Consider the following 26,668-nt stretch of genomic DNA (forward strand, 5'->3'; position numbering starts at 1 on the left):
GCAGGGCAGGCAGCGGCCCTCGGGCCGCTGCCTGCGAAGCGACGGTGCGTTTCTTCTTCATCGGCATATCCATGACCTTGGTCCTTCATGATATGCCCCGCCCACAAAATGACGGATAGGTCCCCTGTGCGGGGCGGCACCTACTTTCTTTGCGGCTGCAAAGAAAGTAGGCAAAGAAAGCAGCTTCACACCGCTAGCTCTTAAGCGGGTCCCCTGGCGTGGAAAGGGCAGTGGTGCATCTGGAATCCGTGCTTCCGCACACTCCGCGCTAGTGACAAAGCCACCATCAGCTCCCACTCCGCACTGCGTGCGTCGCGGACGGGTCTGCCAGGGAAACACTCGGGAGGCCCGCGCAGCGGGGCCCTCGGCTGCGCCGAGGGGAGGGGCGTGAAAACGGCGGGCGGTTTTTGAGCGGGGCTTCGGCGCGCGTAGCGCCGCCGGAAGAATGATGGCTTTGTCACTACCGCCGAATGTGCGGGGACACGGATTCCAGATGCACCACTACCAATGGCCCGCTACGGTTCCCGCTTAAGAATTAGCGGTGTGAAGCTGCTTTCTTTGCCTACTTTCTTTGCAGCCGCAAAGAAAGTAGGTGCCGCCCCGCACAGGGGCAGAGCTAATAGACCGACAAGAACACAAGGAAAGGCCAACACAATAAAGAACACAGACAAAAAAGCGCCACCCCGCCCAAGGGGCCAATCACCCCTTGACCAGCTTCCCCTCGACATCCGGCAAAAGCACAGTCAACACCCCAATCAAAGGCAAGAACGAACAAACCTTATAAACAAACGCAATGCTAGTGGCATCGGCGAGCTGCCCGAGCACGGCGGCACCCACGCCGCCCAACCCAAAAGCAAAGCCGAAGAAAAGCCCCGCCACCATCCCGACCTTCCCGGGAATCAACTCCTGCGCATAAACGAGAATCGCCGAAAACGCGGAAGCGAGCACGACCCCGATCACGACGGTCAGCACGCCAGTCCAGAACAGATTCGCATACGGCAACAGCAACGTGAACGGCGCGACGCCAAGAATCGACACCCAGATCACATACTTGCGACCTATCTTGTCGCCGATCGGACCGCCGATCACCGTCCCCGCCGCAACCGCGGCCAGGAACACGAACAGATGCACCTGCGCGGCCTGCACCGACAGATGGAACCTGTCGATCAGATAGAACGTGAAGTAACTATTGATGCTCGCGAGATAGAAGTACTTCGAAAACACCAGCAGCACCAGCACGCTCATCGCGAGCATCACCTGACGGCGCGGCAGCACGGCCTGCATCCCCTGGCCACGCGCCTTCTTCACCGACGGATGACGCTTGTACCAGCGGCCGATCTGCGTGAGCACGACGATCGCCACCAGCGCCGCAGCGGAAAACCACGCGATGCTGCGCTGGCCGTGCGGAATCACGATCAACGCGGCGAGCAGCGGCCCGAGCGACGAACCCGCGTTGCCGCCGACCTGGAACAGCGACTGCGCGAGGCCGTGACGGCCGCCCGAGGCCATCCGCGCGACCCGCGACGACTCCGGATGGAACACCGACGAGCCGCAGCCGACCAGCGCCGCCGCGATCAGCAGCACGCCGAAGCTCGGCGCCACCGACATCAGCAGCAGCCCGGCAAGCGTGAAGCCCATGCCGACCGGCAGCGAGTAGGGCTTCGGATGCTTGTCGGTATAGCTGCCGACCAGCGGTTGCAGCAGCGATGCGGTGATCTGGTAGGTCAGCGTGATCAGCCCGATTTGCCCGAACGACAGCGAGAAGTTGTCCTTGAACATCGGGTAAATCGCGAGAATCAGCGACTGGATCATGTCGTTCAGCAGGTGCGAAAAACTGATCGCGCCGAGCACGGAGTAGACCGTGCGCTGAACCCTGGCCGCCGGGGCGGCTGAAGTGGGCGGCGTGGCCGCGCCCGTGGCGGCGGCGCCGGCAAGGGCGCTTTTATCGAGGCTCGTTTCCATACGCTAGAAAAAAGAAATCAGGCAAACGGTGGAATGGGACATCGTCGATGAGCCGGTCGGGTAGCGCGCCTCGTAAGCGCGCTACGTGAGGTTTTCGCGGCATTTCGTCGCGTTAACCGGCGTTTTTAAGTAGTTGTCGAAGTTTAATGTGGCGCCTGCCAATTGTAAGGACAAATTTTGTCGCGAATCGGACACCGGCGACGCCCCTCTAGCCGACGAACCCAGCGGAAATCGTTTTGCGCTACCACGGCGACGGACTATTTTGTCGCGATTTTTGGTCGCGGTATAAAGCGCACGCGGGCGCGGATTCAAGGTTGCGCAGTTTGTTGCCGTAGACCCGGCAGAGATAACGAGTCGTGCCGGAACCGACCTTTCCGGCGCGTCGATAGATGGGGAACGGGGAACATGACAACGATGGCGCGAAGCGGCGCACAGCGCGCGGGGTGGCTGGAGAGCGGACCGGCCGGGACAGATCCGGCCGCACGAACGGAGCGCGACCGCGCTGCCGGCGTCTATCGCGCGGAGCCGGGGCCTGCCGCCGCGCGGGCCGCCGGCTTGTCGGTCAAGGCGACACTGCGCATCGCGTTTGCGGTGCTGCTGCTCGGCACGCTGCTGATCGGGGTGTTTTCGCTGTTGCAGATCGGTCGGCTCGCCGCGTCCGCGCAGTCGATCTACGACCAGGGCCACGTCGCCAGCCGCGCCGCCGAAGAGGCGCGCGGCCACATGCTGCGCGCGAGCCGCGCGCAAAAGATGCTGCTCACCGCGACCACCGCGAAGGAGCGCGACGAACTGGGCGCCGACATCGAGCGCGGTCTTGCCGGGCTGGGCGAGCAGTTGCGCACGCTGCAGCAGTACGTCGATACCGGTGACCCGAAAGCGCTCGCCGGGCAGAAGGCATTTGCCGCCGCGGTCGGCGCATGGAGCGGCCATTTGCGCGATTTCGTGACGCTCGTGAAGGCGCAACCACTCGACCTGTCGCAGATGAACTGGCAGGTCGGCACCCAGGACGTCTCGTTGCTGGTCGAAACCGGCAAACTCGAAAAGCTCGTCGACGAACTGGTCGCGCAGCGCGGCATCGCCGCGAAGGCGACGATCGACGCATCCGGCTTTATCTATCGCTCGTCGTTCGTAATGATCGCGGTGATGACGCTCGCGCTGATCGTGCTCGCGTTCGGCATCGCCGCGTGGGTCGTGCGGCGTCTCACCGCGCAGCTAGGCGGCGAGCCCGCTTACGCGAAGACCATTGCCAGCCACATCGCGGCCGGCGATCTGTCGAACCGCATCGCGCTCGGCGGCAAAGATCAGTCGAGCCTGCTTCATGCGCTCGCCGGCATGCAGAGCGAACTCGCGAGCACCGTGGCCGGCATCGCGTCGAGCGCCGATGCGATCGCGACCGCGTCCGCGCAGATCTCGATGGGCAATCTCGACCTGTCGCAGCGCACCGAGCAGCAGGCGTTCGCGCTCGAGCGCACCGCAACCAGCATGGAGCAGTTGACCTCCACGGTGCGGCAGAACGCCGACAACGCGAAGCAGGCCAGCACGCTCGCGAGCAACGCGTCGGAGATCGCCGAGCAGGGCGGCGCGGTGGTCCACCGGGTGGTCGCGACGATGAGCGACATCAATGACAGCGCGCGCAGCATCGGCGACATCATCGGCGTGATCGAGGGCATCGCGTTCCAGACCAACATCCTCGCGCTGAACGCGGCGGTGGAGGCGGCGCGCGCGGGCGAGCAGGGGCGCGGGTTTTCGGTGGTGGCGGCGGAAGTGCGCAATCTCGCGCAGCGCAGCGCGTCGGCGGCCAAGGAGATCAAGGGCTTGATCCAGACCTCGGTGGAGCGGGTCGGCAATGGCTCGGCGCTAGCCGCCGACGCCGGTCAGACGATGGACGAAGTGGTCAGGGCGGTCAAACGCGTGACCGACATCATCGGGGAAATCTCGGCGGCCTCGTCCGAACAGAGCACCGGCATCGAGGCGATCAGTCTCGCGGTCACGCAGATGGATGCCAGCACCCAGCAGAATGCGGCGCTGGTCGAGCAGGCGAGCGCCGCGGCCCGCTCGCTCGACGATCAGGCGCGCGGGCTGAAGGCGATGGTCGGCAAGTTCCGGCTGTAGAGCGGGGATCGAGCCCGCTCGGCAAAACGGCCTTGCGGGTTTGCCGTCTTCACGTCAGCTCTTTTGGGCCGACCCCGGTTGCACGACCACCGTGCAAGTCGTCCCGGCGGCGAGCATCACGTCGTCGGGAACCGAATCGATCTTCACGCGCACCGGTACGCGTTGCGCGAGACGCACCCAGTTGAAGGTCGGGTTCACGTCGGCCAGCAGTTCGTGGCTTTGCGGATTGTCGCGGTCGTAAATGCCGCGCGAAATGCTTTCGACGTGGCCTTGCAGCGTACCACCGCTCATCAGCTTCACCTCGGCCTTGTCGCCGATGCGCACGCGCGGCAGCTTGGTTTCCTCGAAGTAGCCGTAGACCCAGAACGAGTGGCTGTCGACGATCGCGAGCTTCGCGTTGCCGGCGGTCGCATAGTCGCCGCGGAACACGCTGAGGTTGGTCACGTAGCCGTCGACCGGCGACACCACGCGAGTGCGCTCGAGGTTCAGCTTGGCCGCATCGAGCGCGGCGAGTGCCTGCTGATACGCGGCCTCGGCGGCGGACGCGGTATGCGACGCGTTTTCGCGGCTTTCCTTCGACACCACCAGCGAATCCATGTCGGCGCGCCGCTGCGCGTCGTCGCGCTTCATCTGCAGTTCGGACTTGCGCGCGGCGACGGCGGCCTGCGCCTGCTCGACCGCAATCTGATAGTGCGACGGATCGATCTGCATCAGCAGATCGCCCTTTTTCACGAGCTGGTTGTCCTTGACCGGCAGATCGACGATCGCGCCCGACACGTCCGGCGCGACGTTGACGATCTCGGCGCGCACGCGGCCGTCGCGGGTCCACGGTTCATCCATGTAATGGACCCACAGCACGCGGCCAATCAGGATCGCGACGATAAAAATGACGGCTGTCGCGAAGAAGCCCACAAGATTTCGGATGGTCATGTTTCGACTCTGATCAACGATAAACGGCGAGGCCGAGAAGGCCGCACACAGACACGAGCAAGCTGGCCCGGAACAGGGAGGGGTGCCACACGATGCGATACAGGCCCGTATAGGCGATCACGCGATCGAGCACCCAGGTGAGCGCGGCACCGGCGATGAACAGCAGCACGAGGGCCGGCATATAAGCGTCCAGCACGGCGATATCACGCGGCATGGGGAACTCCTTCTGAGGGCGCGCGGGCCGGCGCATTGATCGCCGCGGCGAGCGGCGACTGCGGATCGAGCAGCGCGGTACGAATGAAATGCAGATGACTGCGGATGCGTTGCAACTGATGGCGTTCGTCGCGCGACGGCGTGAAACCGTCCATCAAATGCTGCACTTGGGCGAGCGCGTCGGCGGTCGCGTCCAGCGCACGCGCGAAGCGGTCCTCGCGGGGCCGCTCGAACAGCGCGGCGAGCGCGTCGAGCAGGCCGTCGAGCGCGAGCCGCCACGGCGCGCCCTTGTCGTTGCGCGGATGCGCGGGAAGCGTCGCGACTTCGCGGCGCAGATCGATCACCGCGTTGCCGACTTCGAGCACCGAGAACAGCCAGCGCAGCGTGTCGCGCTTCGTGTCCGGTTCGTCCGGCGACAGCGCGTTGATCTGGAACATCAGATCGCGCGCGCCGCTCTCGAAACGCGAGCGCACCCGCGCGAGACCGGCGCGGCCGGCCACCACCACCTGGCGGCGCAGGTCGACCAGCAGGCGCTTGCGCAGCCACGGCGTGGACGGCGGCAACAGCACCGCGAACGCGATCGACGACACCAGCATCGAGAGCACCAGCGCGAGCCCATCGTTCATGAACGCGCTCGGGTCGTAGTGCACGACGTTGTCCGGGCCGGCCAGAAAGCAGAAGAAGATGCAGTAGCCCATCCCGTAGCCGGCCAGTTGCGGCCGCGTGGTCATGAATACGCCGAGCAGCAGGAACGGCGTGAGCGCGACGCACAGCAGCACGAAGCCGTCGATATGCGGATACACGCCGAACACCGCGAGCATTCCGGCGAACGTCGCGAGCAGCGTGCCGGCGCCCATCTGGAACGCGATGCGCTTCGGATTCGGCGCCGACGACGCGAGCGCGCAGACGGCCGCGGCGTTCAGCACCAGCGTCGAGCCGCTCGGCCACGCGGTGGCGATCCAGAACGCGCCGAGCACCAGCATCACGATGGTCGCGCGCAGGCCCGCGACGCCGGCGGCGATCGCATTGGTTTTCGGCTCGTAACGCTCGATCCAGCGCTCGCGCGCATGGGTGTCGACCGCCAGCGACGCGTAGGTGGCCGCGTACTGATACAGATCGTCGATGAAGCGGTACAGCAGTTCGGCGGCGGTGTCGAATTCGAGCAGCGGCGCGTCGGGATGGTCCTCCAGCTCGGCGCGGGTCGCGCGCACGCGCTTGGGCAGCTCGGCCTTGTAAGCGTCCAGTTGCGCGGCGGCATGCGCGGCGTCGGCCGCCGACAGCACCGGTTCGCCCGACTTCGCGAGCAGCGGCGCGATCTCGCGGAAGTACGGCTCGAGCGCGGCGATCGCCACCGACGCACCGTGCGTGCCGCGCTCGCGCAGCCGGTTCATCAGCTGATGCAGCGCGTGAAAGCGCGTCGACGCGGTCATGAACTCGCTGTTCAGGCGCGCGAGGCGGCCGCCGCGCATCCGCGAATCGGGGCCTTCGAACACGGCGACGCTGCGCGCGGCCTCAAAGCCGACGATATCGGCGACGAAGCGCGCATTGGTCGCCTCGATCTGCGCGCGGTCGTTGCTCCCGGCGAGCGACGCCGACACGTATTCGACGAAAGCGGAGAAGCGCGCGCGTACGGTGCTGCGCATCTGCAGGCCGGCGAACTGCGGGAACACGAGGCCGCTGACCGCGCCCGCGCAGATGATGCCGATCACGACTTCGGCGACCCGCGTGAGCGCGGACAGGAACGCGCCGTCCGGATGCTGCGACGCGGGGATCCCGATCAGCGCGGCCGTGTAGCCGGCCAGCACGAAGCCGTATGAGCGGAAGTTGCGGTTACGCGCGGCGCCAGCGGTGCAGATGCCGACCCAGATCGCGGTCGAGATGATGAACAGCTCCGGCTGCTGCGCGAACAGGCCGATCAGCGCGAGCATCACGACGAGGCCGACGAGGGTCCCGCAGATCCGGTAGAAGCTCTTTGCGAACACCGCGCCGCTTTGCGGCGTCATCACGATGAACACGGTCGTCATCGCGGTGCGCGGCTGCGGCAGATCGAGTTTCATCGCGACGCCGAGCGCGAGGAAGCACGCAGCGAGCGCCTTGGCGATGTAGATCCACGTGAGGCCGTCGGTACGCGCCCATTCGAGCGCGGCCTTGCGGAAATCGGCCAGCGTGGCCGGGCGAGCGGCGTGAGAGGAGGGGGCGGACATGGCCGGCTTCCTTACTCGGCCGCGGCCGCGCGCGGCGCGGCGGGGGCGGTGCTGGCCGCGGCCGCGGTGGCGTGCGTGGCGGCGTCGGGCTGGGCGGCTGCGCCGGCGTCGGCCTGCGCGGCTGCGCCGCTTTTGCCCTTGCCGTGCGCCGGCAGCGTTTCGCTGTCCTGCGGACCGTTGGCCGGATCGTCGAGGCCGCCGCCGAGCGCGGTCATCAGCGACGCATGCGCGCCGAGCCGTTCGGCCTGTACCTTCGCGACGCCTTCCTGCGCGCGCAGCAACTGGCTTTGCGCGATCAGCACGTTCAGATAATCGGTCAGGCCGCGCCGGTAACCCTCGCGCGACAGATCGTAGTTCCGGCGGGCCGCGGCGACCGAACGGTCGGCGTCTTCCGCCTGGGTCGACAGCGAACGGATGCGGATCACCTGATCGGAGATGTCCTTCAGCGCGGTGACGATCGACTGGTTGTAACGCTCGACCGCCTCGTCGTAGCCCGCCGACGCCGCGCCGAGTTGCGAGCGCAGCCGGCCGCCGTCGAAGATCGGCAGGGACAGCGCGGGACCCACGCTCCAGCTGTGCGACGGCGCCTTCAGGAACTGGAACAGCGGCCCCATCGCCGCATAGCCGCCGATCGACGCGAGCAGGTTGATGTCCGGATAGAAGCCGGCCTTCGCGACGTCGATTCCGCGCGCCTGCGCGGCGACGCCCCAGCGCGCCGCGACCACGTCGGGGCGATGGCCGATCAGTTCGGCGGGCAGCGCGGCCGGCAGGCCGGCGTTCGCCGCGAGCGACAGCGCCGGGCGCTGGATCGAGTCGCCGGCGCCAGGACCCTTGCCGGCCAACGCGGCGAGCTGGTTGCGGCCGAGCGCGATCTTTTCTTCGAGCGCGTCGATCTGGCGTTCGTACTCGGGCATCGGCGTTTCGGCCTGGCTCACTTCGAGCTGCGTGCCGATGCCGCCCTTCAGGCGCCGCGTCGCGAGATCGACGATCTGCTGCTGTTGCTGCAGCGTCGCCTTCGCGATGTCGAGCAGCGCGTAGTTCATCGACATCTCGATGTAGGTGCGCACCACGTTCGCCTGCAGTTCGAGCTGGGCGGCGCGCGCATCGGCGGCGCTCGCGTGCGCGAGATCGAGCGCGCGCTCGGCGGCGTTCTTGTCCTTGCCCCACAGGTCGAGGTGATAGGACAGTCCGAGCGTGCCGGTGTTGTTCCACGATTGCTCGCCGGCCAGAGGTCCCGGACCGTAGTAAACGTTGTCGGCCCACTTCTGACGCTGGATCGACAGGCTGCCGTTGACCTGCGGTGCGAGCGCCGCGCGCGCGACGCCGGCCATCGATGCGGCTTCGCGCACCCGCGCCTGGGCGATCGCCAGGCTCGGATTGCCGGCCTGCGCAGCGTCGATCCACTGGTTCAGCTGCGGGTCGTTATAGACGCGCCACCAGTCGGCGGTGGGCCATTGGGCGTCGGCGTTGGCGGCGCGGATCGCGTTGCCGGCATCGAGCGATGCGGGCGCGATCGTGTGCGTTTGCGGCGCAATGCCTCCGGTACTTGCACATCCTGCGATTGTTAATAGGATCGTAAGAACCGCGGCCGCGGCGATCCCGTTGGGTACCGGAGACTGCACGATTTCCTCCAAAATTGACTATAGAAGCTTGTGCGCAATTATATTTTTCGATCGATTGGGGAATAACCGGTAAAGGTGCAAGGCATTTTTACAAGACGTGAGATAATTGCCTTTGCGAATCGTGTAACAATCGCCGCCGATTAATCGCAATTCGGTTGCAAAAGGCGAAAAGGGGCGCGCAAGCGCTCTTTGGGGGCTCGGTGTGACGGCGTTGCGGGGACCGGAAACGTAGCTGTGCGTGAACTCCGGATCGACCGCAACGGGGTTGCACGGGACCGCAGTAAGCAGCTCTGCATGGGATCGGACTGAGTACTAAAGCGCTAACGCCGATCGACAGCTGAAGCGCTAACTCCAGTCGACAAAGGAATGGGTATGGATACGCTTCAAAACATGCGCGTTTTCGTCCGGGTCGTCGAAGCCGGCAGCTTCACGGGCGCCGCGCAACATCTGAATACGACGACGGCCTACGCGTCGCGCGCAGTCTCCGATCTGGAGGCACATCTGCGCACCCGGCTGCTGAACCGGACCACGCGCCGCATCGCGCTCACCGAGGCCGGCGAGCGCTATCTGCAACGCTGTGAGCAGATTCTCGCGTACGTGGATCAGGCGGAAGCCGAGGCCAGCGATGCGCACGCGCGCCCGTCCGGCAAGCTCAAGGTCCACGCGATGACGAGCTTCGGCCAGCACTACGTGGTGCCGGCCGTGGGCCGCTACCAGGAGCGCTATCCGGACGTGCATATCGAGCTGACGCTCGCGCAGCGCATGCCCGATCTGCTCGACGAGGGCTTCGACGTGTCGCTGACGCTCGCGACCGGCCTACCGGATTCGGGGCTGGTGTCGCAGCGCCTGGGCAGCGCGTTCAGCATCGCGTGCGCGTCGCCGGAATATCTGGAGCGCCACGGCGTGCCGCTCACGCCGTCCGACCTCGCGCAGCACACCTGCCTGCAGATGGTCTCGCCGGTGTATCCGCCGGACAAATGGACCTTCGACGGCCCGAACGGCGAGGAAGTCATCGCGCTCGGCGCCACGAAGTTTCAGGTGAATGTTGCCGAGGCGATGGTCGGGGCGGTCTCGCAGGGGATGGGCATCGCGCTGATTCCGATCTATTCGGCGATCAGCGGTTTGCGCAGCGGCAAGCTCGTGTGGCTGCTGCCCGAGTACACGTCGCAGGAAATGAACCTGTATGCGCTGTACCCGTCGCGCCAGTATCTCGATGCGAAGATCCGCACGTGGGTCGAATTCCTGCGCGACGAGCTGCCGTCCACGCTCGCGGCGGACCAGGCGGAATTGCGGCAGTTCGCTCGCTCCTGAAGTTGCGCGCCGCAGCCGCGGCCGCGGTCTTGCCGCGATCGTGCCGTGCGGAGGTGGCTGCAAAGCTTGACGTTCGAGCGACCCGCCGCGTGACAGGCTGTTACATCCGCGTCGCGTCGCAACACTTCCTTACTGTTCGGGCGCGGTCGATTTGCTAACGTGTCGTTCACGCGCCGCCGCTTACGCTTGACCACACGGCTCGCGCCGGATTCACCGCCGTTCGGCACCTCGCAACCACTGAAGGACGACAAATTCATGGATACGCATCTGATGATCGGCGTGGCCGTTATGTTTGGACTGATCGGCATCGCCGCGTCGCGCGATCTGCTGCGCCGGATGCGCGAACAGCAGCCGCAACTCGCGCCGGTGAAGATCGAGCGGCCGGATGCGCGGCGGCGCGAGCGCTGAGCCGAACGCGCGGGGCCCGTGGGTCGCGCGCGAACAGATTTTCGAAGTGAAGTCATGCGCGTGCTCGTCTGAAGCCGGCATCGCACCGGCATTTTCCCCGCTTTGCACCCCACAAGCGTCACATCTCGACGACCTTATCCCACGCAAACTGCGGATTTTCCCACTGACCCGTACGCCGGTCGAAATAGCCACGCGGATTGCAGACGACGCGCGTGCCGTCGACCACATAATCGAACGACGTATGCGTGTGGCCGTGAATCCACAGCGCGACAGGCGGGCGTACGAGCTGCGGCAGGTGATTGACGAAGCCAGCCGACACGCGGTCCAGTGCATAACGTTCGGCCAGACTCAACCGATGCGGCGCGTGATGCGTGACCACGATCGACTGCCCGGCGAACGGTTTCGCGAGTTCGGCTTCGAGCCATGCGCGCGCGTGCCGGTGCAGCGCGAGCGAATCGGCGGGCGTGAAGTCGCGCGCCGCGTCGTGCGTGTCGTGCGGCCAGTTCATCTGGATCAGCCCGCGATAATCGAGCATCACGCGGCGCGCGGCATCGATCGAGGAATCGAGTTCGGCGGGCGTCGCGCCGTACAGCGCGAAGTCGGTCCACAGGGTCGTGCCGAGCACCCGCCAGCGGCCGTGCGGATCGACCAGCGTCGCGTTGTTCAGCACGTGCACGTTGTCGACCTGCTCCGCCGCGTCGAACAGCGCGCGTTCGAGCGCGCCGAACTCGCCGTCGTAATACTCGTGATTGCCCGGCACGTAGACGACCGGTACCTGGCCGTCGAACGCCTGCGCGGCCCAGCGCGGACCCGCAGCGTGATTGTGGATGTCGCCGGCCAGCACGATCAGATCGGCCTGCGCGTGCGGGATCAACTCAGGTTCGTCGTTTTCCAGATGCAGATCGGACAGCACGCGAATCTTCACGGACGCGACTCCTGCGAATGTCCGCGCGCGGCAGCGCGCAGACTGGTTGCGTTAAGCGATGATCCGCCGCTGACGTCAGCGACGCCGGCGGCCGGAGGTTCCGCGCCAAATGTGAGCGGGCACTTGTTTATCAGCGTAGCACCTTGCCCGGATTCATCAGGTTCAGCGGATCGAGCGCGGCCTTGATCGCGCGCATCATGCGTACCTCGACATCCTGCTTGTAGTGCGCGGCCTCGTCGATTTTCAGCTGGCCGAGCCCGTGCTCCGCGCTGATGCTGCCGCGATGCGCGTGCACGCTGTCGTAGACGATCTGGTTGATCGGGCCTTGATACTGCTTCAGAAACGCGTTCGCATCCACGCCCTCCGGCGCCTGCACGTTGTAGTGCAGATTGCCGTCGCCGAGGTGGCCGAAGGTGACCATCCGCGCGCCCGGCGCCGCTTGCGCGACCGCGGCGTCGGTGGTCTCGATGAAGTGACCGATGCGCGAGATCGGCACCGCGATGTCGTGTTTGATGTTCAGCCCTTCCTCGGCCTGCGCGAGCGGAATGTGTTCGCGCAGATTCCAGAACGCGCGCGACTGCGCGAGGTTTTCCGCGACCACCGCGTCTTCCACCAGACCCTGTTCGAGCGCGGTTTCCATCATCGACTCGAACAGCGTGCGCGCGTGCGCCTCGCTTTCGCTGTCCGACAGTTCGAGCAGCACGACCTGCGCGTGCGGTTCGGCGAACGGGTAGCGCATCTGCTCGAAATGCCGGCCGACGAGGCGCAGGCAGAAATCCGACATCAGCTCGAAGCCGGTCAGCAACGGACCGGCAACACGTTGCGCGAGCGCGAGAAAATCGAGCGCCGCATGCGGCGACGCGAGCGCGGCGAGCGCGGTGACGCGCGCGGCCGGCTGCGGATGCAGTTTCAGCACCGCCGCGGTGATCACACCGAGCGTGCCTTCCGCGCCGATGAACAGGTCGCGCAGATCGTAGCCGGTGTTGTCCTTGCGCAGTCCGCGCAGACCGTCCCACAACTCGCCTTGCGGCGTCACGACTTCGAGGCCGAGACACAGCTCGCGGGTGTTGCCATAGCGCAGCACGCCGGTGCCGCCCGCATTGGTCGACAGATTGCCGCCGATCGTGCAGCTGCCTTCGGCGGCGAGGCTCAGCGGAAACAACCGGCCGGCCGCTTCCGCGTGCTTGTGCACGTCGGCGAGGATCACGCCGGCTTCGACGGTGATCGTGTTGTTGTGCGGATCGATGTCGCGCACCCGGTTCAGACGGCGCAGACTGAGCACCGCCTGCGCGCCGCTCGCGTCGGGCGTCGCGCCGCCCGCCAGGCCGGTGTTGCCGCCTTGCGGCACCAGCGCGATGCGATGCGCGACCGCGAGTTTGACGAGCGCGGCGGTTTCGTCGGCGTTGGCCGGGCACAGTACCGCGCAGGCCGCGCCGTTGTAGCGGCGGCGCCAGTCGGTCAGATAGGGCGCGGTGTCGTGCGGGTCGGTCAGTACGTGGGACGCGCCGATGGCGTCGCGGCAGGCGGTGAGGAAGGCGTTGTCGGTCATGGGGGCAGTCGAAAAGTCGGGACTTGTGACGGGTGGCTCAGCGCGGGTCGTGGTGGGCGGTTGCGGCGGCCGCGTTGGCCGCTCGTTTTGCCGCCAGTTTCGCCGCGCGCTTGAACGGTCCCACATAGGCGAGCGTACTCGCGAAAAAGATCACTGCAAGCGCGGCTTGCAGCCAGCCGAGTCGCGCGCTCAAGCCGGGATCGCTCCAGCCGCGCACGACGCCCTCGGCGAAGTACAGCAGGATCAGCATCGACGCCCATTGCAGCGTATAGAGCCGGCGCCGCCACACGCCCGGCAGCGCGCTGAGCAGCGGCAACGCCTTGAGCACCAGCAGCGAGCCGCCGGGCCGCAACGGCGCGAGCCACCATTCCCACGCGATCGCGAGCACGATCATCGCGACGAGCGTGAAGGCCGCGAGCAGCGCGGCGGCGGCTTTCGGCTGTACGGGCGGGGCGGTTGCGCCGCTCACGGCCGCTCGCTCATCGACGCGGCGGTGCGCGCGACGCGTGCGCCGAGCGCCACGGCCAGCGTGCGCTCGTCGGCGGAGATGCCTTGCGCGGCGCTGCCCGCGCGCGCGAAATGCGACGCGCCGTACGGCGTGCCGCCGGTTTGCGTGGTGGACAGCGCGCTCTCGGTATAAGGGATGCCGACGATCAGCATGCCGTGATGGAGCAGCGGCAACATCATCGACAGCAAGGTGGATTCCTGGCCGCCGTGCAGGCTGCCGGTCGACGTGAACACGCAAGCCGGTTTGCCCGACAGCGCGCCGGCGAGCCACTGCGGCGTGGTGCCGTCGAGAAAGTATTTGAGCGCGGCCGCCATGTTGCCGAAGCGGGTCGGCGATCCGAGCGCGAGGCCCGCGCATTCCTCGAGATCGCGCAGTTCGACGTACGGGGGGCCTTCGGCGGGAATGTCCGGCTCGCTCGCCTCGCAGACCGTGGAAACCGCCGGCACGGTGCGCACGCGCGCCTGCATGCCGGGGACGCTGTCGACGCCGTGCGCGATCGCCAGCGCGAGCTCGCGGGTGGCGCCGTGACGGCTGTAATAAAGCACGAGAATGTCTTTCATAGGCCTCATCGGTGAACGGGTATTATAGGGGTTCGGTCCGCTGCACAGGCCACTGCTGGCCGTTCGGCCAGGTGTCGCAAGCGGTGCCCGCAGGGCAGAATCAGCGTTGTGCAATCAGCGCTTCAGGGAGCAAGGAGGCAGGTTTGTTGTCCAGGATGCGTTTCGATCTCGACACGCTCAAACGGCTTGCGCAATTCGCCGCGCAACGCATCGGCGAGGACCGGATTCCGCAGGTGGCAGGCAGCCTGACGTTTACGACGATGCTCTCGCTGGTGCCGCTCGCCACCGTGGCGTTCGCGCTGTTCACCGCGTTTCCGATCTTCAGTTCGTTCCAGGCGTCGCTGCAGTTTTTTCTCGCCGATCACCTGATGCCCGCGCAACTGAACGACCAGATCTTCAGGTATCTGAACGAGTTCGCCGCGAAGGCCAAAGGGCTGACGACGATCGGCATGATCGTTCTGTTCGTCACCGCGGTGATGACGATGATGACCGTGGAATCCGCGTTCAACGTGATCTGGCGCGTGCGCAAGGCGCGGCCGGTCGCGCAGCGCATCCTCGTCTACTGGGCGATCATTACGCTCGGGCCGATCCTGATCGGCGTGAGCCTGTCGATCTCGTCGTATCTGTTCACCCAGTCCATGACCTTCTCGGCCGCTCAGCGCATCACGCCGCTGATCGAATGGGCACTGGCGAGCGCGACACTGCCGCTGACAGTGCTCGCGTTCACGATTCTTTACGTTTATTTACCCAATACCCGCGTCGAATGGCGCGACGCGGTGGTCGGCGGCATGATCGCCGCGGTCGCGTTCGAACTCGCGAAGCGCGGCTTTGGCTACTACGTGCGCCGCATTCCCACTTACACGGCGGTGTACGGCGCGTTCGCCGCGGTCCCGCTGTTTCTGCTGTGGGTGTATCTGTGCTGGTTCATCACGCTGACCGGCGCGATGATCGCGTCGGCGCTGCCGGCTATTCGTATCGGCCAGTTTCACCGGCCGGTTTTCAACGGCAGCAATCTGTTCGATTCGCTGGAACTGCTCGCGTGTCTGTGCGAAGCGCGCGAAGCCGGCAAGCGCGGCTACACGATGCCCGAACTCGCGCGCATGCTTCGCCGCGACAAGGACACGACGCTGATGCTGCTGCAACGGCTGGAGGACATCGAATGGATCGCGCGACTGGAGGAGGACCGTACCGGTCCGCACTTCGTGCTGATCGCAAACCCGGCGCAGGTGACGGTGCAGCGGCTATTCGACCTGTTCGTGATCGACCGCGCGGAACTCACGTACCAGCTCGAACTCGACTCGACGCGGGTGGACGCCGACATGCTGCTGGGCGCGCTCGATAACGACAAGCTGCGGGTGACGCTGGCCGCGTTGCTTGCCGCGCGGACTGCGGCTAAGGCGGCTCGGGCCGGCGACAGCGAGGGGGCTACCGCTTCGATGCCGCACCAGGCGGCTTGAGAGGACGCGTGCCGCCGCCGTTCGAGCGCGGCGCCGCGCGTCGCCAGAACTACAACGAAATCTTCCCTACGCAGATGTCCTTGAACATCACCCAGTCGCCCATCAGGCTGTAGAACGGATGACGGAAGGTGGCCGGTTTGTTCTTCTCGAAGAAGAAGTGGCCGACCCATGCAAAGCCGTAGCCGCAGACCACGGCCGCCGGCAGCCACAGCCAGTTGCCGGTGGCAAGCGCCATCGCGAGGCAGCCGATCACGCCGAGCGAGCCGACGAAATGCAGGCGCCGCGACACGATATTTCCATGTTCGCTCAGGTAGTACGGATAAAACTCCGCGAAGCTCGCGAAGTGATCGGTATGCGCGGTATGAGCCATGATGGCCTCTGGGTCTGGGCGCGGGGCGGAAAACGACGGGTTTCTGTCATTGTCCGGCGATCGTCAGCCCGCTGCAAGCTGGCCGTTCGGCCGATGGCGCGGCGCATCCGTCGCCGGTATCGTGGCCCCTGCGGTGGCGTTGCGGCGAGCCTTCAGCGACGTCTCCCAGGCAATTTTCTGACACTCCGTGACGATAAGTGGCACGCACTGCGCGTTGCCATTCGCGGTCCGCGCCGGCTGCGAGACAGCGCGCAGTTAGCGCGCTGCACGCGGCGCTTGCGACGCGAAGCTGAACAGCGCATCGAGCGTCGCGTCGGGTTGCTCGGTCATCAGTGCGTGGCCCGCGTCGAGCGTCACGGTATCGACGGCGACGCCGGCTTGCGCGAGTGCCTCGGCCAGCGCTCGCGCCGCGCGCGGCGGCGTCATCGCATCGCGCCGGCCGACGATCAGACGCGTCGCGCAGCGCACCTGTGCCGCACGCTTCAGACCGTCCGCGTACTGGTGGCAGGCGGTGAAATCGGTATGAAACAGATGCGGCTCGCCGCTTGCCGCGACGTGCTCCATCAGCCGCTGGTTCATCCCGCGCAGCCAGAAGCCGGGGCCGGGGCACGACGGCTTCGCGGCGAGCGTCGAATGCGACCACTGGTTGACCATCGCGATCGCTTCCGGCTCGCGCTCGAGCGCGGCGTCGAGCAGCGCGTCGGACACGCTCATGGGCAGCGCGGTAGCGAGCAACGCGAGATGCGTCGCGCGCGGCGGATAGCGGCCGGCGAAATCGAGCGCGATCAGCGAGCCCATGCTGTGACCGGCGACGAACGCCCGCGCCACACCTACCGCGTCGAGCAGCGCGGCGAGCCAGTCGGCCAGCGCGCCCACGCTCGTGAGCGCAGGGCCGGCGCTGCGGCGATGGCCGGGCAGATCGACCGCCAGCACGCCGAAGCCGTGATGCGCGAAGTAGCGGCTTTGCAGCGCCCACACGCTGTGGTCGTGCTCGGCGCCGTGGAGGAACACCGCGGTCGGCAGGCTCGCGTCGAAGGATTTGCCGCCGGTGTAGGCGTAGGCGGGTTTGCGTTGAACGGTGACGATCATGCCGACTCCGGACGCGAAGGGTGGGTCGCGCCGGCGGGCGCGGGGTTCGCGGCGCGCCCGCCCTGCGTCGCCTTCTGCGCGGCTTTCAACGCGCGCTTGAGATCGTCGATCAGGTCGTCGGGATCTTCGAGCCCGATCGACAGCCGGATCGTGCCCTCGGCGATCCCGGCCGCGGCGAGCGCATCGGCGTCCATCCGGAAGTGCGTGGTCGATGCGGGATGAATCACCAGCGAGCGCGCGTCGCCGACGTTCGCGAGGTGCGAGAACAGGGTCAGCGCCTCGATGAAGCTGCGCCCGGCCGCGCGGTCGCCGCGCAGATTGAAGCTGAACACCGCGCCCGCGCCGCGCGGCAGCAGCCGCTTCGCGAGCGCATGGTCCGGATGCGTCGGCAGTTCCGGGTAGGCGACGCTTTCGACCGCCGGATGCGCGGCCAGAAACTCGACCACCCGCCGGGTATTGGCGACGTGCCGCTCCATCCGCAGCGGCAGCGTCTCGATCCCTTGCAGCAGCTGCCACGCGGCCTGCGGATGCAGGCAGGCGCCAAAGTCGCGCAGACCTTCACGGCGCGCGCGCAGCAGGAACGGCGCGACCGTGCTCTCCTCGGCGAACACCATGCCGTGAAAGCCGTCGTAAGGCTCGGTGAATTCGGGAAAGCGGCCCGACGCGTCGAAGTCGAAGGTGCCGCCGTCGACCAGCACGCCGCCGATCGTCGTGCCGTGGCCGCCGAGAAACTTGGTCGCCGAGTGGTAGACGAAGTCGGCGCCGTGCTCGAACGGTTTGAGCAGGTAGGGCGTCGTGAAGGTCGAGTCGACCAGCAGCGGCACGCGGTGTTCATGCGCCAGTTGCGCGAGCGCGGCGATGTCGAGCACGTCGAGGCCCGGGTTGCCGAGCGTTTCGCCGAACAGAAGCCGCGTGTTCGGGCGCAGCGCGGCGCGCCAGCCGTCGAGGTCGCCGGGCTTCACGAAGCTCGTCTCGATGCCGAAGCGCCGCAGCGTGTAGTGCAGCAGATTGTGCGAGCCGCCGTACAGGGCGCTGGAGGCGACGATGTGCGAACCCGCGCCCATCAGCGTCGCGATCGCGAGGTGCAGCGCGGCCTGGCCGCTCGCGGTGCCGATCGCGCCCGCGCCGTTTTCGAGCGCGGCGACGCGCTCCTCGAACACGGCGACGGTCGGGTTCGAAATGCGCGAGTAGACGTGGCCGGCGCGCTCCATGTTGAACAGCGCGGCGGCGTGATCGGCGTCGCGAAACGAGAACGACGTGGTCTGATAGATCGGCGTCGCGCGCGCGCCGGTGGCGGGGTCGGGGGCTGCGCCGGCGTGCAGCGCAAGCGTGTCGAAACGGTTGGCGGACATCGTGGGCGGCGGGCCTCGAACGGCCGCGCGAAGGATCAGGGTGGCGGCCATCCTATCGAGCGGCGAGCGCGGGTTCAAGCGAGGTTTTCCCCGGGTTTGTCCCGATATGGGTCTGCGCCGAAGGGCGGATTTAAGCGGGAATGCATCCTTGACGCGGTACGAATTTGAGATTGCTTGAGCCCGCTGCGCGTTGCCTGGCGGGCCGCTTTCCTTTTATGGACCTTTCCGCTAGGATCGGAACACCATTTCATGCAGCGCCGGAATTAGCGGTATCAGGAGATAGATCATGCGAGTCAGCGACATTCTTAAAGTCAAGGGCAACACCCTTTTTACGGTCACGCCGGATACCACGCTGCACGATGCGGTCAACACGATGGCCGAGCACGATATCGGTTCGCTCGTGGTGATGGAGTACGGCGACCTCGTCGGCATGCTGACGTTTCGCGAAATCATTCTGACGTTGAGCCGGAACGGCGGCAGCGTCGGCACCTCGACGATCCGCAAGGTGATGGACGACCATCCGCTCACCTGCACGCCGGAAACCGACGTGAACGAAGTGCGCCGCATGATGCTCGAGCATCACGTGCGTTATCTTCCGGTCATGGAAAGCCGTACGCTGATGGGCGTCATTTCGTTTTACGACGTCGCGAAGGCAGTGGTCGAGGAGCAGGGCTTCGAGAACCGGATGCTGAAGGCGTATATCCGCGACTGGCCGGAAGAACCGGAAGGGCAGCAGGCACAGCAGCCGGCGCGCTGATGCGCGTGGCCTGGACCGCGCGCCCGGCGAGGTGAGCACAGCGCGCGGGATCCGACAGCGAGCGTACGCGAGAGCGTGCGCTTTTTTTGTATCTGCCCATCTGTGCCGTTACCGGCCCCGGTCAGCCCCGTCGTTGCCAGACCCGCTTGCCGTTCCCAGACCTTATGAACGATCGTCCGCTGCCTGCCGCCCGTCGCGCCGCTCACGCGCAAGACCGGCACGAATCCCAGTTCGCGCTGCTCCGTCAGCGCCGCTTCGCGCCGTTTTTCTGGACGCAGTTTCTCGGCGCGATGAACGACAACGTGTTCAAGATCGGCTTTACGTCGCTGGTCACGTACCAGGCGGCGCGCTTTTCGGGCGTCGATCCGAAGACCGCGGCATTCCTGATTTCGGCGATCTTCATCCTGCCGTTCGTGCTGTTGTCGGCGACCTCGGGCCAGATCGCCGACAAGTACGACAAGGCGCTGCTCACGCGGCTCGTGAAGACCTTCGAGATCGGCGTGATGCTGGTCGGCGGCGCGGGCTTCTGGATGCATAGCGCGCCGCTGCTGTATTTGTGCACGTTCCTGATGGGCGTGCATTCGACGGTATTCGGGCCGGTCAAGTACTCGTATCTGCCGCAGCATCTGTCGAAGCAGGAACTGGTGGGCGGCAACGGGATGGTCGAGATGGGCACGTTCGTCGCGATTCTGCTCGGCACGATCGTCGGCGGCGCGGGTGCCGGGTTCGCCGAGCATGGCGCGGTGGTGCTGGCCTTTGCGTGTATCGCAATTGCATTGATCGGCCGCGCGGTGTCCGCTTTTGTGCCGGCCACGCCGGCGCCGCAGCCCGAACTGCGCATCAACTGGAATCCGGTCAGCGAAACGTGGCGCAACCTGAAGCTCGCGCGCGAAAACCGCACGGTGTTCCTGAGCCTGCTCGGCATTTCGTGGCTGTGGTTCGTCGGCGCGACCTTCCTCGCGTCGTTCTTCAATTTCGCGAAAGACGTGCTGTCCGCCGATCCGGATGTGGTGACGGTGCTGCTCGGCACGTTCTCGATCGGGATCGGCAGCGGCTCGCTGCTGTGCGAAAAGCTGTCGAAGCGGCGCATCGAAGTGGGGCTCGTGCCGCTCGGCTCGATCGGCATGAGCGTATTCGCGATCGATCTGTTTTTCGCGAGCCACGCGCTGCCGCCGGCCGGCCATCTGCTGAGCGTCGGCGAATTCCTCGCGCGGCCCGCGCATTGGCGCGTGCTCGCCGACCTGTTTCTGCTCGCGATGTTCGGCGGCTTTTACAGCGTGCCGCTGTATGCGCTGATCCAGAGCCGCAGCCAGCCGAGCCATCGCGCGCGCATCATCGCGGCGAACAATATTCTGAACTCGCTGTTCATGATCGTTTCCGCGCTGATGGCGATGGGGCTGACCGCAGCGGGCTTCAGCATTCCGGCGATCTTTCTCGTCACCGCGCTGCTGAACGTGGTGGTCGCGGGCTATATCTATTCGCTGGTGCCGGAGTTCCTGCTGCGCTTCGTCGCGTGGGTGCTCGTGCATACCTTCTACCGGATCCGGCTCGTGCACGCGGAGCGGATTCCCGAACGGGGCGCCGCGGTGCTGGTGTGCAATCACGTGAGCTTCGTCGACGCGATCGTGATCATGGCCGAAAGCCCGCGGCCGATCCGCTTCGTGATGGATCATCAGATTTTCCGCTCGCCGTTCATCGGCTGGCTGTTCCGGCATGCGAAGGCGATTCCGATCGCGCCCGCGCATCAGGACGCGGCGCTGCTCGCGCGCGCCTACGATCTGTGCGCGCAGGCGCTCGCCGACGGCGAGCTCGTATGCATCTTTCCCGAGGGCAAGCTGACCCGCACAGGCGAGATGAATCCGTTTCGCCATGGCGTGACGGAGATCGTGACGCGTACGCCGGCGCCGGTGATTCCGATGGCGCTGCGCGGGCTGTGGGGCAGTGTGTTTTCGCGCTCGACCGACGCCCATTGGCCGCGGCCGATCCGCAAGGGCGTGATGAGCCGGCTCAGTCTGGCGGTCGGCGAGCCGCTGGAGCCGCAGATGGCGACGCCGGAAAGGCTGCAGCAGATCGTGACCGAGCTGCGCGGCGCGCGCAAATAGCGGGGGAGGGCGGGCGTTGAACCCGGACAGGCTGGCATAATAGCGTTCTCCCCGCATTTCTTTGGACGACGCCCATGTCCGGCAACACCCTCGGTACGCTTTTCACTGTCACGACCTTCGGCGAATCGCACGGTCCCGCTATCGGCTGTGTGATCGACGGCTGCCCGCCGGGCATGGCGCTCAGCGAAGCCGACATCCAGTTCGAACTCGATCGCCGCAGGCCCGGCACGTCGCGCCACGTCACGCAGCGCCAGGAAGAAGACAAGGTCGAGATCCTGTCGGGCGTGTTCGAAGGCCAGACCACCGGCGCGCCGATCGCGCTCGTGATCCGCAACACCGACCAGCGCAGCAAGGACTACGGCAATATCGCCGAGACCTTCCGCCCGGGCCACGCGGACTACACCTACTGGCAGAAATACGGGATCCGCGACTATCGGGGCGGCGGCCGTTCGTCGGCGCGCCTGACCGCGCCGACGGTCGCCGCGGGCGCGGTCGCGAAGAAGTGGCTGCGCGAGAAGTTCGGCACCGAGATTCGCGGCTACATGGCGGCGCTCGGCGAGATCGACGTGCCGTTCGTCGACTGGGCGCAGGTGCGCGAGAACCCGTTCTTCGTGCCGAATGCGCAGATCGTGCCGCAACTCGAAGCGTATATGGACGCGCTGCGCAAGGACGGCGATTCGATCGGCGCGCGCGTGAACGTGGTGGCCTCGGGCGTGCCGGTCGGGCTCGGCGAGCCGCTGTTCGACCGCCTCGACGCGGACATCGCGCATGCAATGATGGGCATCAATGCGGTGAAGGGCATCGAGATCGGCGCGGGTTTCGCGAGCGTCGCGCAACGCGGCTCGGTGCATGGCGACGAACTGACGCCGGAAGGCTTCGTCGGCAATCACGCGGGTGGGGTGCTCGGCGGGATTTCGACCGGCCAGGACATCACCGTGTCGATCGCGATCAAACCGACGTCGAGCATCCGCACGCCGCGCCGTTCGATCGACAAGGCCGGCCAGCCGGCGGTCGTCGAAACCTTCGGGCGTCATGATCCGTGCGTCGGCATCCGCGCGACGCCGATCGCCGAGGCGATGCTCGCGCTGGTGTTGATCGATCACGCGCTGCGCCATCGCGCGCAATGCGGCGACGTCGAGGTCAGCACGCCGAAGATCGCGGCAAGCGCGCCGTAACGCTAACCGCCGTCACGCAAGCACTGAGCGCCGCGCGCCGCCGCGGCGCTCGAAAAAAAATCGGGGCACCGGGCTTTCGCCGGGCGCCCCGATTTCATTGGGCGAGTGCCTGCTTACATATTCGGATAGTTCGGACCGCCGCCGCCTTCCGGCGTCACCCACACGATGTTCTGCGTCGGGTCCTTGATATCGCAGGTCTTGCAGTGCACGCAGTTTTGCGCATTGATGACCAGCCGCTCGTTGCCGTCGTCGTTCTTCATGAACTCGTAGACGCCGGCCGGGCAGTAGCGCGACTCGGGACCCGCATAGGTCTGCCAGTTCACGTTGACCGGCACCGACGGATCTTTCAGCGTCAGGTGGGCCGGCTGGTTCTCTTCGTGATTGGTGTTCGAGATAAACACCGAAGAGAGCCGGTCGAACGTCAGCTTGCCGTCCGGCTTCGGATAGGTGATCGGCTTGCACTGCGACGCCGGCTTCAGCATCTCGTGATCCCAATGCTGGTGATGCAGCGTCCACGGCACGTTGCCGCCCAGCAGCTTCTGCTCGATGCCGACCATCAGCGTGCCCAGGTACAGGCCCTTGCTCATCCACTGCTTGAAATTGCGCGCGCGATACAGCTCGGTGTGCAGCCACGAGGTCTTGAACGCTTCCGGGTAAGCGGTCAGCTCGTCCGCCTGGCGGCCGGCCTGCACCGCGTCGAACGCGGCGTCGGCGGCGAGCATGCCGGTCTTGATCGCCGCGTGCGAACCCTTGATCCGCGATGCGTTCAGGAAGCCCGCGTCGTCGCCGACCAGCGCGCCGCCCGGGAACACCAGCTTCGGCAGCGACATCAGGCCGCCGGCAGTGATCGCGCGTGCGCCGTACGACACGCGCTTGCCCCCTTCGAGAATCGCGCGGATCGCCGGATGGGTCTTGTAGCGCTGGAATTCCTCGAACGGCGACAGATACGGATTCGAATAGCCGAGGCCGACCACGAAGCCGACCACGACCTGGTTGTTATCCATGTGATAGAGGAACGAGCCGCCGTAGGTGTCGTTCTGGAGCGGCCAGCCGGCGGTGTGCATCACCAGACCCGGCTTGTGCTTTGCCGGATCGATTTCCCACAGTTCCTTGATGCCGATCCCGTAGACCTGCGGGTCGACGCCGTCGCGCAGCTTGAATTTGTCGTGCAGCTGACGGCCGAGGTGGCCGCGCGCGCCTTCGCAGAATAGCGTGTACTTCGCGTGCAGTTCCATGCCGAGCTGGAAGTTCTCGGTCGGCTCGCCATCCTTGCCGATGCCGAGATTGCCGGTCGCGACGCCCTTGACCGAGCCGTCGTCGTTGTACAACACCTCGGCCGCCGGAAAGCCCGGGAAGATTTCGACGCCGAGCGCCTCGGCCTGTTGACCGAGCCAGCGCGTCACGTTCGCGAGGCTGATCACGTAGTTGCCGTGATTCTTGAAATTGTCCGGCAACGCCCAGGTCGGCACGCTCTTCGCGCCGGTTTCCGTCAGGAACAGGAAGCGGTCTTCGGTCACGTCGACGGTCAGCGGCGCGCCTTTTTCCTTCCAGTCGGGGATCAGTTCGGTAAGCGCGCGCGGGTCCATCACCGCGCCCGACAAGATATGTGCCCCGATCTCCGAGCCCTTTTCCAGTACGCACACGCCCAGCTCGACGCCCTGTGCGGCGGCGCGCTGCTTCAGGCGAATCGCCGCCGACAGGCCAGCCGGGCCGCCGCCGACGATCACGACGTCATACTCCATCGACTCGCGCGGGCCGTACTGCTCAATGAGACTTGCGGGGGTCATTGATGCTCCTCTTACCGTTAGAATGCTTTTTTCGGGTTCGTATTGTGGGCGATCGATTCTCGCACCGCAACCCGGAGCAAACCGATTAGCACGATCGTTCTATTTTGTGATACGGTATCGGCCCGCAGCGATGGTCCTACCGCACCCGTCAACCGCAGTCGTCTTTACCAACGAACAAGGAACGACAATGGGCCGTTCGATCAATCTGGAAGGCAAGGTTGCGCTGATCACCGGCGCTTCGAGCGGATTGGGCAAGCGCTTCGCGCAGGTGCTGTCGCAGGCGGGCGCGAAGGTCGTGCTGGCGAGCCGGCGCACCGAGCGGCTGAAGGAATTGCGGGCGGAAATCGAGGCCTCGGGCGGCGCGGCGCACGTCGTCTCGCTCGACGTGACCGATTACCAGAGCATCAAGTCGGCGGTCGCGCATGCGGAAACCGAGGCCGGCACGATCGACATCCTCGTCAACAACTCGGGCGTGTCGACCACCCAGAAGCTCTCCGAGGTGACCCCGGCGGACTTCGAATACGTGTTCGACACGAATACGCGCGGCGCGTTTTTCGTCGCGCAGGAAGTCGCCAAGCGCATGATCATGCGCGGCAACGGCGCGCAGAAGCCGTCGTACCGGATCATCAATATTGCTTCGATGGCGGGGCTGCGGGTGCTGCCGCAGATCGGCCTGTATTCGATGAGCAAGGCCGCGGTCGTCCATATGACGAAAGCGATGGCGCTCGAATGGGGCAAGCACGGGATCAACGTGAACGCGATCTGCCCGGGCTATATCGACACCGAAATCAACCATCATCACTGGTCGACCGAGCAGGGGCAGAAGCTCGTGTCGCTGCTGCCGCGTCATCGCGTCGGCAAGCCGGAGGATCTCGACGGGCTGCTGTTGCTGCTGGCGGCGGACGAATCGCAGTTCATCAACGGCTCGGTGATCGCCGCCGACGACGGCTTCGGGCTCGCCTGAGCGCGCCGCGCCGGCCGCCGGTTTTTTCAACGTTTCAATGCTTCGAGGTTTCGCCGCTTCAAAAGCAGCAAAGGAAGAACGGAAGTTAAGAATGAGCGATTTTCACGCAGTTTTCGAAATGAAGATGCCGATTCGTTGGGGCGACATGGACGCGTTCGGCCACGTCAACAACACGGTCTATTTCCGCTATATGGAGCAGGTGCGGATTTCGTGGTTCGAGCATATGGGCTTCATCGGCAGCAGCGCGGACGGGCAGGGGCCGGTGATCGTCAATGCGTCGATGGAGTTTCTGAAGCAGCTGCACTATCCGGGCGACGTGATCGGCCGGATGTCGGTGGCGACGCCGGGGCGCAGCAGCTTCGATACCGCGTTCGAACTCGTGCGCGCCGATCAGCCGGACACGCTGTACGCGCGTGGCGCCGCGCGCTGCGTGTGGATCGACTACGCGGCCGGCAAGTCGGTGCCGGTGCCGGACGTGCTGCGCGCGGCGATCGAGCAGGCGGCGCTGGTCAAGGCTGACTGATAACGCCGGCTCGCGGCTCGCGAAGGCCCGCTACCCCGGGCCTTCCATTTCCCCACCGTCAATTTCCCCACCGTCAATTTCCCAGCAGCCGCTGCAACAGTTCGGTCGCGTTCCCCGTATCGTATTTGCGCATCAGCCGCGCACGGTACACGTCGACCGTGCGCGGGCTGATCTCGAGCGCTCGGCCGATCTGCTTGCTGGTTTTACCTGTCACCAGCTGCGCGGCGATCTCCCGCTCGCGCGGCGTCAACTCGACCGCGACGCGCCGCGTCGCGCTCAGATCCTCGAAAGTCCAGACGCCCGCCGCATGCGGGTCCGAGCGCTGCTGCGCGCGCCCGGTCACGTGACACCAGAACAGTTCGCCGTTCGCGCGCTTCATGATGCGGTCGTCCGCGTAGCTGCCCTGGGCGGTCATGATGGGCGGAATGCGCGCGCCGATCCGCTCGAACTCATCGGCCGACGGGTACAGCACCTGAAACGACTGGCCGATCAACGCGTCGCGCGCGTAGCCGAAAATCGAGGCGAGCTGGTCGTTGCAGTCTTCGATGAAGCGTTCGCGCGACAGCACGAGGCCGATCGGCGCGAGGTGAAACGCGGTGCGGTAATCCAGGGCGGGCATGGGCGGGCGGCAAGTACTTATGTATTTTTGCGTATTGTGCCGTATGGCACGCCCAGCGTACTCTTTCGCGCAGATGACAACGCGGCGCAGGACGCCGCGGCGGGCACCGGCGCGAAGTGGTCGAACGCACGGGCGCTCCTGCCGCGGATGACTAGAATGACGTAGCGGC

23 protein-coding genes are annotated in these 26,668 nt (G+C 66.0%); 9 read left to right on the top strand and 14 right to left on the bottom strand.

The features are described 5' to 3' along the window. Nucleotides 1-699: 699 nt before the first annotated feature. The gene (locus LJ656_RS16800) at nucleotides 700-1,962 is read right to left on the bottom strand and encodes an MFS transporter (protein ID WP_230510526.1); all 1,263 of its coding nucleotides are present in this window, start codon (nucleotides 1,960-1,962) and stop codon (nucleotides 700-702) included. A 405-nt stretch (nucleotides 1,963-2,367) separates the two neighbouring features. Between LJ656_RS16800 and LJ656_RS16805 the strand changes: the two genes are divergently transcribed. After that, the gene (locus tag LJ656_RS16805; RefSeq protein WP_230510527.1) at nucleotides 2,368-4,074 is read left to right on the top strand and encodes a methyl-accepting chemotaxis protein; all 1,707 of its coding nucleotides are present in this window, start codon (nucleotides 2,368-2,370) and stop codon (nucleotides 4,072-4,074) included. 54 nt (nucleotides 4,075-4,128) lie between these two features. Here the strand turns inward: LJ656_RS16805 and LJ656_RS16810 are convergent, their stop codons facing one another. From LJ656_RS16810 to LJ656_RS16825, 4 genes are read right to left on the bottom strand one after another with little or no spacing between them, the layout of a single operon-like run. Then, complete coding sequence (locus LJ656_RS16810; protein ID WP_230510528.1) at nucleotides 4,129-5,004, bottom strand: efflux RND transporter periplasmic adaptor subunit; 876 nt, start codon at nucleotides 5,002-5,004, stop codon at nucleotides 4,129-4,131. Between the two features lie 13 nt (nucleotides 5,005-5,017). Further along, nucleotides 5,018-5,218: a DUF1656 domain-containing protein gene (locus tag LJ656_RS16815; protein ID WP_230510529.1), complete on the bottom strand. Its 201-nt coding sequence runs from the start codon at nucleotides 5,216-5,218 to the stop codon at nucleotides 5,018-5,020. Next, nucleotides 5,208-7,421, bottom strand: a complete 2,214-nt coding sequence (locus tag LJ656_RS16820) for an FUSC family protein (protein WP_230510530.1) — start codon at nucleotides 7,419-7,421, stop codon at nucleotides 5,208-5,210. The genes LJ656_RS16815 and LJ656_RS16820 overlap by 11 nt, the downstream gene beginning before the upstream one ends. A gap of 11 nt (nucleotides 7,422-7,432) precedes the next feature. Then, on the bottom strand, nucleotides 7,433-9,043 hold the full coding sequence (locus tag LJ656_RS16825) for an efflux transporter outer membrane subunit (protein ID WP_230510531.1): 1,611 nt from the start codon (nucleotides 9,041-9,043) through the stop codon (nucleotides 7,433-7,435). A 372-nt stretch (nucleotides 9,044-9,415) separates the two neighbouring features. Here LJ656_RS16825 and LJ656_RS16830 point away from each other — a divergent pair, with 372 nt between their 5' ends. Further along, entirely contained in the window at nucleotides 9,416-10,354 is a 939-nt protein-coding gene (locus tag LJ656_RS16830; protein WP_230510532.1) for a LysR family transcriptional regulator, read from the top strand. A gap of 255 nt (nucleotides 10,355-10,609) precedes the next feature. Next, the gene (locus LJ656_RS16835; protein ID WP_230510533.1) at nucleotides 10,610-10,762 is read left to right on the top strand and encodes a hypothetical protein; all 153 of its coding nucleotides are present in this window, start codon (nucleotides 10,610-10,612) and stop codon (nucleotides 10,760-10,762) included. A 118-nt stretch (nucleotides 10,763-10,880) separates the two neighbouring features. Here LJ656_RS16835 and LJ656_RS16840 read toward each other — a convergent pair whose 3' ends face one another. From LJ656_RS16840 to wrbA, 4 genes are all read right to left on the bottom strand, one after another. Then, nucleotides 10,881-11,687, bottom strand: coding sequence for a metallophosphoesterase (locus tag LJ656_RS16840; protein ID WP_230510534.1), 807 nt, complete (start codon nucleotides 11,685-11,687; stop codon nucleotides 10,881-10,883). Nucleotides 11,688-11,817: 130 nt separating this feature from the next. Continuing rightward, nucleotides 11,818-13,236, bottom strand: a complete 1,419-nt coding sequence (locus LJ656_RS16845) for an FAD-binding oxidoreductase (protein ID WP_230510535.1) — start codon at nucleotides 13,234-13,236, stop codon at nucleotides 11,818-11,820. A gap of 37 nt (nucleotides 13,237-13,273) precedes the next feature. Further along, nucleotides 13,274-13,705: a DUF2069 domain-containing protein gene (locus LJ656_RS16850; RefSeq protein ID WP_230510536.1), complete on the bottom strand. Its 432-nt coding sequence runs from the start codon at nucleotides 13,703-13,705 to the stop codon at nucleotides 13,274-13,276. Continuing rightward, nucleotides 13,702-14,304 (bottom strand): NAD(P)H:quinone oxidoreductase, encoded by a 603-nt coding sequence (wrbA, locus tag LJ656_RS16855; RefSeq protein ID WP_230510537.1) that lies wholly within the window; start codon nucleotides 14,302-14,304, stop codon nucleotides 13,702-13,704. Before wrbA ends, LJ656_RS16850 begins: the two co-directional genes overlap by 4 nt. A 143-nt stretch (nucleotides 14,305-14,447) precedes the next feature. Between wrbA and LJ656_RS16860 the strand changes: the two genes are divergently transcribed. After that, nucleotides 14,448-15,761 carry a YihY family inner membrane protein gene (locus LJ656_RS16860; RefSeq protein ID WP_230510538.1) on the top strand — a complete coding sequence of 438 codons (1,314 nt, stop codon included), beginning with the start codon at nucleotides 14,448-14,450 and terminating at the stop codon, nucleotides 15,759-15,761. A gap of 49 nt (nucleotides 15,762-15,810) precedes the next feature. Here the strand turns inward: LJ656_RS16860 and LJ656_RS16865 are convergent, their stop codons facing one another. The 3 genes from LJ656_RS16865 to LJ656_RS16875 form a co-directional block, all read right to left on the bottom strand. Continuing rightward, complete coding sequence (locus tag LJ656_RS16865) at nucleotides 15,811-16,131, bottom strand: Mpo1-like protein (protein ID WP_230510539.1); 321 nt, start codon at nucleotides 16,129-16,131, stop codon at nucleotides 15,811-15,813. A gap of 255 nt (nucleotides 16,132-16,386) precedes the next feature. Further along, the gene (locus tag LJ656_RS16870) at nucleotides 16,387-17,220 is read right to left on the bottom strand and encodes an alpha/beta fold hydrolase (RefSeq protein WP_230510540.1); all 834 of its coding nucleotides are present in this window, start codon (nucleotides 17,218-17,220) and stop codon (nucleotides 16,387-16,389) included. Beyond that, complete coding sequence (locus tag LJ656_RS16875) at nucleotides 17,217-18,572, bottom strand: O-acetylhomoserine aminocarboxypropyltransferase (RefSeq protein ID WP_230510541.1); 1,356 nt, start codon at nucleotides 18,570-18,572, stop codon at nucleotides 17,217-17,219. Before LJ656_RS16875 ends, LJ656_RS16870 begins: the two co-directional genes overlap by 4 nt. 286 nt (nucleotides 18,573-18,858) lie before the next feature. On the opposite strand from LJ656_RS16875, the gene LJ656_RS16880 reads away from it, so the two are divergent. From LJ656_RS16880 to aroC, 3 genes are all read left to right on the top strand, one after another. Beyond that, nucleotides 18,859-19,329: a CBS domain-containing protein gene (locus tag LJ656_RS16880; protein WP_230510542.1), complete on the top strand. Its 471-nt coding sequence runs from the start codon at nucleotides 18,859-18,861 to the stop codon at nucleotides 19,327-19,329. A gap of 164 nt (nucleotides 19,330-19,493) precedes the next feature. Beyond that, entirely contained in the window at nucleotides 19,494-21,431 is a 1,938-nt protein-coding gene (locus LJ656_RS16885) for an MFS transporter (protein ID WP_230510543.1), read from the top strand. 74 nt (nucleotides 21,432-21,505) lie between these two features. Beyond that, complete coding sequence (gene aroC / locus LJ656_RS16890) at nucleotides 21,506-22,606, top strand: chorismate synthase (protein ID WP_230510544.1); 1,101 nt, start codon at nucleotides 21,506-21,508, stop codon at nucleotides 22,604-22,606. 113 nt (nucleotides 22,607-22,719) lie between these two features. Here aroC and LJ656_RS16895 read toward each other — a convergent pair whose 3' ends face one another. Next, nucleotides 22,720-24,393, bottom strand: coding sequence for an electron transfer flavoprotein-ubiquinone oxidoreductase (locus tag LJ656_RS16895; protein WP_230510545.1), 1,674 nt, complete (start codon nucleotides 24,391-24,393; stop codon nucleotides 22,720-22,722). Nucleotides 24,394-24,580: 187 nt separating this feature from the next. Here LJ656_RS16895 and LJ656_RS16900 point away from each other — a divergent pair, with 187 nt between their 5' ends. Together LJ656_RS16900 and LJ656_RS16905 are read left to right on the top strand one after the other, a co-directional pair. Then, nucleotides 24,581-25,357 (top strand): SDR family oxidoreductase, encoded by a 777-nt coding sequence (locus LJ656_RS16900; protein ID WP_075301586.1) that lies wholly within the window; start codon nucleotides 24,581-24,583, stop codon nucleotides 25,355-25,357. A 91-nt stretch (nucleotides 25,358-25,448) separates the two neighbouring features. After that, nucleotides 25,449-25,880, top strand: a complete 432-nt coding sequence (locus LJ656_RS16905; RefSeq protein WP_075301584.1) for an acyl-CoA thioesterase — start codon at nucleotides 25,449-25,451, stop codon at nucleotides 25,878-25,880. A 73-nt stretch (nucleotides 25,881-25,953) separates the two neighbouring features. On the opposite strand, the gene LJ656_RS16910 is transcribed toward LJ656_RS16905, so the two are convergent. Next, entirely contained in the window at nucleotides 25,954-26,499 is a 546-nt protein-coding gene (locus LJ656_RS16910) for a LuxR C-terminal-related transcriptional regulator (protein WP_230510546.1), read from the bottom strand. Between the last annotated feature and the right edge of the window lie 169 nt (nucleotides 26,500-26,668).

It is taken from the genome of Paraburkholderia sejongensis (assembly GCF_020880815.1).
GTDB classification, from domain to species: domain Bacteria; phylum Pseudomonadota; class Gammaproteobacteria; order Burkholderiales; family Burkholderiaceae; genus Paraburkholderia; species Paraburkholderia sejongensis.